Source organism: Hyphomonas sp. GM-8P (genome assembly GCF_003263315.1).
GTDB lineage: Bacteria > Pseudomonadota > Alphaproteobacteria > Caulobacterales > Hyphomonadaceae > Hyphomonas.
Genome location: NZ_AWFE01000020.1, coordinates 1 through 749, shown reverse-complemented (window position 1 = coordinate 749; position 749 = coordinate 1). Strand labels below are relative to the sequence as shown.

The 749-nt window shown below is 62.3% G+C and carries 1 protein-coding gene; it reads right to left on the bottom strand.

The features are described from left to right. Positions 1-749, bottom strand: a 749-nt coding sequence (locus tag HY26_RS02310; protein ID WP_233351510.1) for a type IV secretory system conjugative DNA transfer family protein, incomplete at both ends; no start/stop codon positions are given.

The window sequence follows — 749 nt, the reverse complement described above, 5'->3', positions numbered from 1 at the left end:
AGTTCGCCTTGTCGACCCAGTGCCCGAGATCGCCGAGCTTTCCCTGCGGGTCCACGAGAATGTCGGCAATATTCTGGACATCCCGCACCTCGCAGGGACCCCGCCGAACTTCCATCAAAGGATTGAAATGCGCCGAGGCGACATCGGTCGGATCGAACCGCAAGCAATGCGAGAATTCTGAGCGCCAGCCTGACGTCAGCTGCCAGTTCTCGCCTTTGATGTCATGCACCAGGACCGAATGTGGCCAGGAAAGAAGAGTGGGGACAACAAGGCCGACACCCTTGCCCGACCGGGTCGGCGCAAAGGCCATGACATGGTCGGGGCCGTCATGGCGGAGATAGGAGCCTTGGGCCTGTCCCAGGAACACGCCAGCTGGTTTCAAGAGACCTGACTTACGCAGATCCCTGCCTTCCGCCCAGCGTGCCGACCCGAAGGTCGAGACCCGCTTGTCCCACCGGGCCCGGAGGATCGAGCCTGTCACCGCAATCACGATAGCGGCAACGCCGCCCGAGCCGGCAATCAGTCCGCCCCGGTCGAACACATCCGGCGCATAGGCATCGAACGAATACCACCAGCCGAAGAAGGCCCACGGCACATAGATCGGCACGTCCAGGATGACGACAAGCGGCTCACCCAGACGCGGCGACCAGCTCAGCGACCAGGCCGTCCATTCGGTCGCGCACCAGAGCGCCACCAGGACGACAAGCAAGACGAGGATGATCTGCCAGAAGAGGTTCGTGCCATGTTTC